Source organism: Amycolatopsis sp., assembly GCF_035276945.1.
Taxonomy (GTDB): Bacteria; Actinomycetota; Actinomycetes; order Mycobacteriales; family Pseudonocardiaceae; genus Amycolatopsis_E.
Genome location: NZ_DATELF010000094.1, coordinates 75,843 through 85,779 on the forward strand (window position 1 = coordinate 75,843; position 9,937 = coordinate 85,779).

10 protein-coding genes are annotated in these 9,937 nt (G+C 70.8%); 7 read left to right on the forward strand and 3 right to left on the reverse strand.

The genetic code is table 11. The features are described from left to right. Positions 1-14 precede the first annotated feature (14 nt). Positions 15-2,096, reverse strand: coding sequence for a prolyl oligopeptidase family serine peptidase (locus tag VJT49_RS15820; RefSeq protein WP_324165580.1), 2,082 nt, complete (start codon positions 2,094-2,096; stop codon positions 15-17). A gap of 141 nt (positions 2,097-2,237) precedes the next feature. Between VJT49_RS15820 and VJT49_RS15825 the strand changes: the two genes are divergently transcribed. From VJT49_RS15825 to VJT49_RS15850, 6 genes are all read left to right on the forward strand, one after another. Continuing rightward, positions 2,238-3,338 carry a glycoside hydrolase family 172 protein gene (locus VJT49_RS15825; RefSeq protein ID WP_324165581.1) on the forward strand — a complete coding sequence of 367 codons (1,101 nt, stop codon included), beginning with the start codon at positions 2,238-2,240 and terminating at the stop codon, positions 3,336-3,338. A gap of 184 nt (positions 3,339-3,522) precedes the next feature. Next, the gene (locus VJT49_RS15830; RefSeq protein ID WP_324165582.1) at positions 3,523-5,952 is read left to right on the forward strand and encodes a nitrate- and nitrite sensing domain-containing protein; all 2,430 of its coding nucleotides are present in this window, start codon (positions 3,523-3,525) and stop codon (positions 5,950-5,952) included. Further along, entirely contained in the window at positions 5,949-6,374 is a 426-nt protein-coding gene (locus VJT49_RS15835) for a roadblock/LC7 domain-containing protein (protein WP_324165583.1), read from the forward strand. Before VJT49_RS15830 ends, VJT49_RS15835 begins: the two co-directional genes overlap by 4 nt. Further along, positions 6,371-6,712 (forward strand): DUF742 domain-containing protein, encoded by a 342-nt coding sequence (locus VJT49_RS15840; protein WP_324165584.1) that lies wholly within the window; start codon positions 6,371-6,373, stop codon positions 6,710-6,712. The genes VJT49_RS15835 and VJT49_RS15840 overlap by 4 nt, the downstream gene beginning before the upstream one ends. Then, positions 6,696-7,268 (forward strand): GTP-binding protein, encoded by a 573-nt coding sequence (locus VJT49_RS15845; protein WP_324165585.1) that lies wholly within the window; start codon positions 6,696-6,698, stop codon positions 7,266-7,268. Before VJT49_RS15840 ends, VJT49_RS15845 begins: the two co-directional genes overlap by 17 nt. Positions 7,269-7,354: 86 nt before the next feature. Then, a complete protein-coding gene (locus VJT49_RS15850; RefSeq protein WP_324165586.1) occupies positions 7,355-7,777 on the forward strand; it encodes a hypothetical protein in 423 nt (140 codons plus the stop codon). Positions 7,778-7,828: 51 nt separating this feature from the next. Here VJT49_RS15850 and VJT49_RS15855 read toward each other — a convergent pair whose 3' ends face one another. Then, on the reverse strand, positions 7,829-8,695 hold the full coding sequence (locus VJT49_RS15855; RefSeq protein ID WP_324165587.1) for a TetR family transcriptional regulator: 867 nt from the start codon (positions 8,693-8,695) through the stop codon (positions 7,829-7,831). Positions 8,696-8,794: 99 nt separating this feature from the next. Here VJT49_RS15855 and VJT49_RS15860 point away from each other — a divergent pair, with 99 nt between their 5' ends. After that, the gene (locus VJT49_RS15860; RefSeq protein ID WP_324165588.1) at positions 8,795-9,262 is read left to right on the forward strand and encodes a hypothetical protein; all 468 of its coding nucleotides are present in this window, start codon (positions 8,795-8,797) and stop codon (positions 9,260-9,262) included. A 2-nt stretch (positions 9,263-9,264) separates the two neighbouring features. Here the strand turns inward: VJT49_RS15860 and VJT49_RS15865 are convergent, their stop codons facing one another. Further along, positions 9,265-9,498, reverse strand: coding sequence for a hypothetical protein (locus tag VJT49_RS15865; RefSeq protein ID WP_324165589.1), 234 nt, complete (start codon positions 9,496-9,498; stop codon positions 9,265-9,267). Positions 9,499-9,937 lie beyond the last annotated feature (439 nt).

The following is a 9,937-nucleotide window of genomic DNA, read 5'->3' on the forward strand; positions in this document are numbered from 1 at the left end:
CACCTGTCCCCGGATCAGCCCAGAAGTTCCGGCCGTTCCCACTCCTTGCCGAGCACGTGGTGGGCGAGGAAGGCGAAAACCGTTTCATACCAGACCTTCGCGTGGTTGGGTGTCAGCACCCAGTGGTTCTCGTCCGGAAAATACAGGAACTTGTGCGGACTCGACCCGTCCTCGGCCTTGGACCGGGACAGCAGGTCCCACCACAGGCGCAGTGCCTCACCGACCGGGACGCGATAGTCCTTGTCGCCGTGGATGACCAGCATCGGGGTGGTGATGTCGTCGGCGAACCGGTGCGGCGAATGGGTTTCCGCCGTCTCCGGGGTCATCTCGCGGTACCAGAAGTACGCGACGTCCGTGGTGGGCCAGAACTGGTCGAGCGCCCACAGCGAGGCGTGCGTGACGATCGCGGAGAACCGGTCGGTGTGCCCGGCCACCCAGTTGGCCATGTAGCCGCCGAAGGAACCGCCCATCGCGGCGGTGCGGTTGGCGTCGATGTCGGGCCGATCCTGCGCGGCGTCGGTGATCCTCATCAGGTCGGTGTAGGGCGCGGCGCCCCAAGCTCCCCAGCCGCGCCGGATGAACTCGATGCCGTAGCCGGTCGACAGCGCGGGGTCCGGCAGCAGGACCGCGTACCCCCGCGCCACCGCGAGCCACGGGTTCCAGCGCCACTGCCACGCGTTCCACGAGTTCAGGGGCCCGCCGTGGATCCACAGCAGCAGCGGAACCGGTTCGTCGGCGCACGCGCCGTGCGGCAGCGCAAGCCAGGCGCGCAGCGGTGTGCCGTCCTCGGCGGTCGTGGTCACTTCCGCGCATGTTCCCGGCAGGTCGGCGCTCAACCCCAGTGCCTCGGCCGGGCCGCGCAACGGCGTCACCTCCGGCTCGCCGACGAGCGCGACCCGGACGGGGGCGGGCGGGCCGTCCACCGCCGAGCGCAACGCGTAGGCCCACTGCCCGTCCGGGGAGATCCGGATGTCGGCGTAGGCGCCGTGGTCGGGCGTCAGCCGGCCGACCCGGCCGGTCTCGGCGTCCACGCGCCACAACGGTGACCGTCCGAGATCGTCCGCGGCGACGACCAGCGCCGTGCCGTCCGGCGTCCAGCGCGCCGAGTGCGGCCAGCGGTCCCAGGCGCCGGTCAGCGCGCGCACTTCGCCGCCGTCGAGCGGGACCACGCCGAGCCACCGGTCACCGGGATCGTGCGGGGACGAGCGGCGCGTGACCGCGACCGCCACGCGCGTTCCGTCGGGCGAAAGCCGGGGTTCTTCGTACTCGTGACCAGGGTCGTCGGCCAGTGTGCGCCGCTCCCCCGTTTCGACATCGATCACCATCAGGATCTTCCGCTGCGACCCGGCGGGCTCGGCCACCGTCCAAGCGGCCACCACCGTGCGGCCGTCGGGCGTGATGTCCCAACTGCTCGCGTCGTCCAGCGCGCGGCCGACGTGCCCGGTGAGGTCGGCGAAGTCCAGCGCGGCCTCCCCGACGGTGACCTCCTCGGTGATCCGCGCGGTGAGCAGGCGGGTCCGGTCCGGCCCGAGGTCGTGGTCCCAGTACCGGACCGGGTACTCCTCGTGCAGGATCGCCGTGACCGAGGCGTCCTTACGGCGGTCGCGGATCTTCTTGTCCCCGGCGGGATCGGAAACCGACGGCATCATCGCCGACCCGGCCACGACCGTCCCGCTCGCGCTCACGACGACGTCACGCACGCCCCCGGGCGGTGAGGCCACCACACGAGCGTCCCCACCCCCGGCCGGCTGCAGCCAGAGCGCCGCCACCTTGTCGTCGGTGTCGTCGGTGTCGTCGGTGTCGTCGGTCTTCCCGCCGGGCTCCGGCCGCGCCGAAACGAACAGCAGATCTCCCGAGGGCGTGAAGGCGGCCGTCGATTCGCCCTGCGTACTGCGGGTCAGCCGGCGGGCCGGGCGGGTGCCCTCCGGATCGACCTCCCACAGCGCCGTGCTGTAGCGGGTTCGCTCGGCATCGGGCAGCCCCACCCCGACGACGAGACGGCGGCCGTCCGGCGACAGCCACAATCCCGCCAGCCGTGGCAGGCCGACGTAATCGTCGAGGTTGGCGAAGGGATCGGCGGACGCGTCGGTGATCATTCTGCCTTCTTACCACCGTGAAGGCCGCTCGGTCAGCTTCCGAACGCGTGGTGGTTTCGCCAACCGCGATGGGGACACGTACGGTCGCCCAGGGAATTCGTGCGCCTGAACACATTCATGCCGCAAACTTTGGGAGGGCTCATGACGGAGATCTGGCGACTCGACGACTCCACCACGCGCTCGGTGAGCCCCGAGAACTTCACCGGCGCGAAGGGCGCGGGCGGGATGGCGACCGAGGGCACCGGGGCCAGGGCGGCGAGAGAACTGGGCCGGGGCTGGAAGGTCTCGCCGTCGATCGATCTCGCCGACGCCACCACCGCGACACTGGCCGGCGTGCCGGGGCCGGGCGTGATCCGGCACATCTGGCTGACCACCGACCGCACCAGCCTGCGTCACCTGGTGCTGCGGATGTTCTGGGACGACGAGCCGGACCCCTCGGTCGAGGTGCCGCTGGGCGACTTCTTCTGCAACGGCTGGGGCGAGCCGGCGCTGGTGGACTCGGGCATGATCGTGGTCGCCCCGGCGGGCGGCCTGAACAGCTACTGGCCCATGCCCTTCCGCGATCACGCCCGGATCACCCTGGAAAACCGGAGCGGGCACGGCGTTGGGGTCTACTACCAGATCACCTACACCGGCCAGGAACTCCCCGAGGACACCGCGTACCTGCACGCCACCTGGCGGCGCGCCAACCCGCTCGGCAGCCCGGCCGTACACACCATTGTGGACGGTGTGCGTGGGCGCGGCCGTTATGTGGGCACCTATCTGGCGATCGAACCGGGTGCGCCCGGCTGGTGGGGCGAGGGTGAGCTGAAATTCTTTCTCGACGGCGACGGCGATTTCCCCACTATTTGCGGAACGGGTACCGAGGACTATTTCGGCGGCGCCTGGAACTTCGATCTCGGCGGGCGCTACGTTCCCTATTCGACCACCTGGCTGGGACTGCCGCAGGTGCTGCCGGCCGACCAGATCTACCAGCCGCGGCAGCGTTTCGGCGCCTACCGCTGGCACACCCCCGATCCGATCTGCTTCGGCACCGATCTGCGGGTCACCGTGCAGGCGCTGGGCTGGCAGTCCGAGGGACGCTACCTGCCACTCGAAAACGCCGACATAGCCACCGTCGGTCTGTGGTACCAGACCGAGCCGCACGCCCCGCACCCACCACTGGGCGACCTGGCGGTCGCCCGGCGCGCACCGGCCGCGGGCGGCCTGCTGCGCTCCCTCCGCCGCCGCCGCATCTGGTGAACGCGATTGATGCGCAGCGGGACACCTCGTCCAGAAGTGAAGTTTCGCCGATGTTTCCGGCCGGTTTCGTTCGATTGTCGGAGCTGATTTCTCCACCGGAAATGGCGCTATTCGGAGTATTGCCACCCGGTTTTCCCACTGGTTTTATGATGCGGCTTCGAGTGGGACATCCGGAGGTAGCCCTGTGAGCGCGCGTCACCATTCGACGTCGGGCCGTGCCATCGGGTCCTTGTTCCGGCCCAGCACGATCCGCTGGAAACTCATCCGCATCATGCTGCTGTCGCTGGCCACCGCGCTGATGCTGCTGGGTGCCGGGATCGCCGGCTCGGTGGGTACCGCACAGGCGGCGAGCCGCCTTTCCGCCGCGGTTCGCCTGAACGTCGAGGTCCAGAACCTGATCCACCAGTTGCAACGCGAGCGTGGGCTCAGCACCGGGCTGCTCGGTGGGAACACCCAGTACCGGTCGAGCGTCGACACCCAGCGGGTACAGACGGACATCGCGCTGACCTCGCTCCATCAGCAGGTGGATTCCTCGACCGTGGAAGGGTCCGACACCGTGCGCGCGGCGCTCGGCGGGCTCGGCCGGCTGGGTTCGGTCCGCGGCGGGGTCGACTACGACAGGGCGGGCCGCCAGGAGACCTTCCAGTTCTACACGGACAGCATCGCCGCGCTGAACGAGCCGGACCTCGGCTTCGACCAGGCGCAGGACCCCGTGCTGCGGCGGAACCTGCTCGCGCTGCGGGCGCTCGGCGACGCCAAGGAGTACACCGGCCAGGAGCGCGGGTTCGTCAACGGGGTGTTCGCCGCCGGGAAGTTCTCCGGCACCGAATACCAGCAGTTCATGGAGATCCGGGCGAACAAGCAGGCCGCGCTGGACGAGTTCGCCCGCCAGGCCACTCCGGACCAGCAGGCGCGGCTGACCGCGGCACTCACCTCGCCGACGGCGGCCGTAGCGGCCGGCTACGAGACGACGGCCGTCGGCGGCGGAGCGGGCGCGCTGCCCGCGCATATCGATTCGGCCGCATGGTGGAACTCCATGACGAAGGTCATCGACGACGAGCGGACCGTGCAACTGACGGTGGGCGACGACAGCGTGGCCCAGGCCAACCGGATCAGCGGCGGCGCGACCGCCGAACTCGTCGGCCTGCTGGTGCTCGCCGCGCTCGTGGCCGCGGCCGAGGTGGCCCTGGTGATCGCCGCGGCGCGGTCGATCACCCGGCCCCTGGCCGCGCTGGCCCGGGAAGCCGACCAGGTCGCCGACCGCCGCCTGCCCGACGCGGTCACGAAGGTGCACGACGCGGCGGAAGCCCCGCCGACTCCCGCGCCGCTGGAACTGCCCGACCAGGCGGGCACCGAGATCCGCCTGGTGGCCGAGGCGTTCGACCGGGTGCAGCGGACCGCGTTCGAACTGGCGGGCGAGCAGGCCCTGCTCCGGCAGAACACCGCCGAGTCGCTGAGCAACCTGGGCCGCCGCAACCAGAACCTGGTGCGCCGCCAGCTCGGGCTGATCAGCGAGTTCGAGGAGAAGGAGCTCGACCCGGATGCGCTGGCGAAGCTGTTCCGGCTCGACCACCTGGCCACCCGCATGCGCCGCAACGCCGAGAGCCTGCTCGTGCTGGTCGGCGAGCCGAGCCCGCGCCGGGTGGAGGACCCGGTGCCGATCACCGACATCATCCGGGCCGCACTGTCCGAAGTGGAGGAATACCGCCGGGTCGTACTGCGGCGGGTCGGCGAGGTGCACGTGGTCGGGACGTTCGCCACCGAGCTCACCCACATGCTCGCCGAGCTGGTGGAAAACGCGCTGTCGTTCTCCCCGCCCGGGGTCGAGGTGGAGGTCTACGGCCGCGAGCTGCCGCCGGGTTACCTGCTGGCCGTGGTCGACCACGGCGTGGGCATGTCGCCCGAAGCGCTTGCCACCGCGAACGCGCGGCTGAGCGGCGAAGAGCGGTTCCTGATCGCGCCGACCCGGTTCCTCGGCCACTACGTGGTCGGCCGGCTGGCCCAGCGGCTCGGCGTGGACGTGAAGCTGTTCGAGTCGCCGTCGAGCGGGATCACGGCCCGGATGTCGCTGCCGGAGGGCATGCTCGTCCGGCAGGCCCCCGAACCCCGGCAGGCCAAAGCCCAGGCACCCGAACCCCGCGACCCCGAGCCCGTCGCCGCACCGGCGGAACCCTCGCGCGTCAACATGTTCAAGCCGGTCATGACCATGCCGAACGGCAACGGCGGCGCTCAGAACACCCGGGGCAACGGCCACGGCAACGGCCACCCGCCGGAACCCGGCCGCACCCGCAACGGGCTGGTCAAACGCATCCGGAAGGCCGTACCCCCACCGGTCCCGCAGCACGATCCCCTTGCCCACGAAGAGCCGGTCCCCGAGGCCCGCTCACCCGAGGCCGTGCGGTCGATGCTCGGCAACTTCCGTGCCGGCCACGAGCGCGGCAGGCAGCGCGCCCAGGTAACCAACCCAGCAGCGTCCAGTGGGGACACAGCCCCCACACCCCCACTGGGGACACGCCCCCAGACCACTCCGTCCAATGGGGGCACAGCCCCCACACCCCCGCTGGGGACACGCCCCCCGGCCCCCTTCAGCTGGCCCCAGGAGGAGATCCCGTGAGCGCGGAGCTCAAGACCGACCCCGACACCTTCAACTGGCTACTGGTCAACTTCGTGCGCAGCACCGACGGGGTCACCGAAGCCGTGGCCGTTTCCTCCGACGGCCTGCTCATCGCGATGTCGGAGGGCCTCGACCGGGCGGAGGCCGACCGGCTGGCCGCGCTGGTTTCCGGGCTGTCGAGCCTGGCACGCAGCGCGTCGCGCCGCTACGACTTCGCCGGGCTGAAGCTCATCATGATCGAGATGCGGCGCGGGTTCCTGCTGGTCTCCACGATGGCGGGCGGGAGCTGCATCGCCGTGATCGCCAACGACAAGTGCGACATCGGCCTGGTCGGCTACCAGATCGCCATGCTGGCCGAGCGCGCCGGCCGGCTGCTCACACCCGCACTGGTCTCCGAACTCCGGGAAGCGCTGGCCAGATGAGACAGCCACCGGACCCCGACGGCGCGTTCATCCGCCCGTTCATCGTCGCCGAAGGCCGCACCCACGCCAAGATCGTCCTCCGCGTGGAAACACTCGTGCACGCGCGGCCGGACGCGTGGCACGCGCCGTTGTCGTTCGAGCGCCGGAAGATCGTGGAGATCTGCCAGGTGCCGATGTCGCTCGCCGAAATCGCGGCCGGGCTGGGCGTGCCGCTCGGGGTGGCACGAGTCCTCATCGCGGACCTGGCGGCGAGTAACCTCCTGTCGGTCCTGGCGTCGGCCAGAGGGGTGCCGGTGCGAGTCATCGAAAGGATCCGGGACCTTGTCGAGGCCCTTTGAAGCGCAGTCGCTGTCCTCGGTGAAGATCGTCATCAGCGGCGGCTTCGGCGTCGGGAAGACGACGTTCATCGGGTCGATTTCGGAGATCGAGCCACTGGACACGGAAGCGGCGATGACCGAGGTCTCGGTCGGCGTCGACGACACCACCAACCTGCCGGACAAGCTCACCACCACGGTGGCGCTGGACTTCGGCCGGATCACCCTCGATCCCACCCTCGTGCTGTACCTGTTCGGCACGCCGGGCCAGGACCGGTTCACCTTCCTTTGGGACGACCTCTCCGAGGGCGCGCTGGGTGCTATCGTCATCGCCGACACCCGTCGGATCGAGGACTGCTTCCCCACCATCGAATACTTCGAGCAGCGGTCGACGCCGTTCCTGCTCGCGGTCAACCGGTTCGACGGCGCCGACATGTTCGACCTCGGCGAGGTCCGCGAAGCCGTCGGGGTCGACGAGGAGGTGCCCGTGGTGGCCTGCGACGCCCGCGAACGCAACTCGGTCAAGAGCACGCTGCTGGCCCTCATCGACCGGGTCCTGGTGACGCACTCCGCCTCGTGACGCACGCCACGTACGTAACGCAGGTACGTACCGACATACGCAGCACAGCGGATTTGCGCGAGCCCGCCGGGCGCGATGCTGGGTGCATGTTCGAGTTCGAGAACCGAGGACAGCTGGTCCTCCACCCACGGATCGCGGCGAGCCAGACCGTGGATCGGCTCACCGACACCCTGACGCAGGAAGACGCCGCCGAAGAGAGCGGCGCCCTGTCCCCGCACGCCCGGTGCACCTGCGCGTTCCACCGCCGCTGGCTGCACCAGTGCGTGGCCTCGCCAGCGCACGCCATGCCGGTCACCGGGCACCGCTGGTGCCGCTCCTGCAACGTCGCCGCCGAAGTGGCGATCGACGAGCTTTCCGGCACCGTCACGCTGACCTGCCCCCGTTGCCGCCGGTTCCCCGACAGCATGGCGAACCGCCAGCTCGTCCGGTCCTGCCAGGCCAGCCTCGCCGGCGCTCGCCGCAAGTCCCGCCGGCTCGCCTCGGTGCCGGACCGGCGGCAGGCTGCGTAACACCGCTAACGGCACGCGGTGCCATGAGGTGCCATGAGGTGCCGTTGACGGCTAGTTTCGGCCGGACTCGCGGAGTGCCGCGCTGATCTGGCGGACCACTTCCGACAGCTGCGCCGACGTCCGCAGCACCGCGACCACGGTTTCGTCGCCGGTGTCGCCGGAGTCCGCACCTCCGGAAGGCAAGGGGGCCTGGGGGTTTGCCCCCAGTTGGGGGCCGGGGGTGGCACCCCCGGAAGGCAAGGGGGTCTGGGGGCCCGTCCCCAGGTGGAGCCCGGGGGCCGCACCCCCGGAGGGTACTGCGAAGGCGTCGATGACGAGCCCGAAAGCCTCCTTCGCGTGGGCGTGCGCGTCGACCGTGCCGCCGCCGCGCAGCCACCTCCGCAACACGTGGTTGTGCGCCGCCGCGACGGCCGCCGCGGCGACCGAGCCCCGGAGGTCGGCCAGCGGGTCACCCGCCGCCTCGAACCGGCTCCGCAGGTACCCCGCGAGCACGCGCTGGTACCGGTCGACGCTGGCAACCTCCTTGTCCCGCAAGGAAGGCACCGTCCGGGTCAGTGCGTAGCGCTTGACCGACACCTCGGGGTCGGACAGGTAGAGGTCGAGCACCAGGCCGACCCCCGCGCACGCGACCTCCACCGGATTCCGAGCCTCGCCCGCGGTCTCGAACAGCCGCTCGATGCCGGCCAGTACTTCGTCATGGTTGGGGAAGATCGCGTCCTCCTTCGACCGGAAGTACCGGAAGAAGGTGCGCCTGCCGACCCCGGCCGCGGACGCGATCTCGTCCACGGTGGTCGCCTCATAGCCCTGCTCCAGGAACTTCTCGATCGCGGCCACGGTCAGCGCGTGCCGGAGCCTGCGGCGGCCCGCCGTGGTCCGGCCGGCCCGGGGCCGGGGCGCCTGCCTGGACTCGTCGGACATGACCTGAACCTAACAGCTCTCTTGCCTAAAGGCACGCAGTGCCATTAAAGTGGACTGGTACGGACAACGAAGTGCCGCCAGCCCACAAGGGGACCCCTCATGCAGACCGAGCAGAACGCGGTATCCGCGATCGCCCCACGCCTGGACTACCGTGGCCTCTTCGGCTGGCCGGTGAGCTGGCACAACGGCGGGCTGATGCTCGTGACCGGCTCCGGGGTCGGCGCGGTCACCGTGCCCAGGGCGTTGTCCGATCAGGTGCTGGAAAGCCTGGCCAGGCAGGGCTGCGCCGGGCCGGCGCTGAGCCTGCCGACCAAGCAGGGTGTGGTCGTGATCCTCCTGGTGGAGACCGACACGCTGGCCTCGGGCGAGGAGTCACTGCCCACCGGGGTGCGGGTGCTCAACGCGGGCGCCTCGATCCCGCTGCCGGAACACCGCCGCGCCGACGAGCTGGCCCACTGGATCGTCCCGCCGGACACCAGCCAGCGCTGGCTGCCCAGCCTCACCGCCGTGCTGACCTGCATCCGCTCGTCCTGCCGCGTGCGGCTCGAAACCAGCGCACACCGCTAGGTTCACAGCGGCGGAGCCGCTGGCGGTGGGGTTGCCCCGAACGGCACCCGCGCCGCCACGCAGACCACTTCACACCGATCTTCACCGCCCGCCCGGGGAACCATCGGGTACATCACCTGCGGCCACTGCCTGGTGGCCAGCACGAACACGAGTGCCCCGACCAGCGCGCCCGTCACCGCGAACAGGCCCAGGAAGGTGCCGCACGGCCGCGGCCGGCGCCCCGGGACGGCGGGCACCGGCCTGCACACCGCAGACGATCGCGAGCACTCCCGCCGTCAGAGCGGCGAACCAGAGCGCGCCGAGTACCAGGTCGAGCACCACGGCCAGCCAGAAGAAGCTCCGCAACGCGGCCTGCGCCTCGGGCCGGACCAGCGGCCAGGCCGCCCACGTCGAGGCGGCCGGCACCAGCGCGACGGCGCCGACCTACACCGACACGGACGCGGTCGCCAGCCCCTTCCCCGGCTCCTCGGTGAGCGCTTTGCGTGCCAGCGGCTTCCGGCAAAGACATCTCACGTGCCCCCAACGCACGACGGGATCCGCAAAGCCCATCGCCGGGCGGCCGGGTAATCGTTACCCCGGGGCCCTCAGCCGCCGCCGTGACCGTGGTGTTTGCCCCCGCCCGGGTTGTGCTGCTCCTGACCGCGGGCGGGCGGCCCGGCGGCCACCGGTGGCGGG